This is a genomic window from Herbaspirillum lusitanum P6-12, from assembly GCF_000256565.1.
GTDB lineage: Bacteria > Pseudomonadota > Gammaproteobacteria > Burkholderiales > Burkholderiaceae_D > Herbaspirillum > Herbaspirillum lusitanum.
The window spans coordinates 1-937 of record NZ_AJHH01000413.1; the positions used below are offsets into that span (position 1 = coordinate 1).

The 937-nt window shown below is 60.6% G+C and carries 1 pseudogene; it reads right to left on the minus strand.

Features of this window, described 5'->3' with window-relative positions:
• Window positions 1-905: pseudogene (locus HLUSI_RS28570) on the minus strand (excinuclease ABC subunit UvrA); the annotation flags it as partial.
• Window positions 906-937 lie beyond the last annotated feature (32 nt).

The following is a 937-nucleotide window of genomic DNA, read 5'->3' on the forward strand; positions in this document are numbered from 1 at the left end:
ACGCTGATTTCCAGCGAGCCGTTGAGGTATTTTGCAGTCAGCGATTTCTTGCTCTTGAGGATGTCTTCCAACGTGCCCTGGGCGATGATATCGCCGCCATGCACGCCGGCGCCAAGACCCATGTCGACCACGTAATCGGCGGTGCGGATGGCGTCTTCGTCGTGTTCCACCACCAGCACGCTGTTGCCGATGTCGCGCAGATGCTTGAGCGTGCCGATCAGGCGATCGTTGTCGCGCTGATGCAGGCCGATCGACGGCTCGTCCAGCACGTACATGACGCCGGTCAGGCCGGAGCCGATCTGCGAGGCCAGGCGGATGCGCTGCGCTTCGCCGCCGGACAGCGTGTCGGCGCTGCGCTCCAGCGACAGATAATCGAGGCCGACGTTATTGAGGAATTTCAGGCGCGAGATGATTTCCTTGATGATGCGATCGGCGATTTCTTTCTTGGCGCCGGTCAGTTTCAGGTTCTCGAAGAACGACAAGGTCTCGCGCAGCGGCGTCGCGGCGACTTCATAAATCGCGCGCTGCTGGCGACCGGCGCCGATCTTGACGAAACGCGCTTCCACCCGCAGGCGCGCGCCATGGCAGGACGGGCACTGCTTCTCGTTGATGAACTTGGCCAGTTCTTCCTTGACCGCCATCGAATCGGTTTCGCGATAGCGGCGCTGCAAATTGGTGACCACGCCTTCGAAGGTGTGCTCGCGTATGACGGTGCGGCCGCGTTCGTTCACATAGGTGAACGGAATAGTCTGGCGGCCGGAACCGTACAGGATCACTTGCTGGGATTTTTCCGGCAATTGCTCGAACGGAATGTCGATGTCGAATTCATAGAACGCCGCCAGGTTCGACAGCATCTGGAAGTAGAACTGGTTGCGGCGATCCCAGCCCTTGATCGCGCCGCTGGCCGACCTACGCCATCAGCGCGCACAGCTAGCCG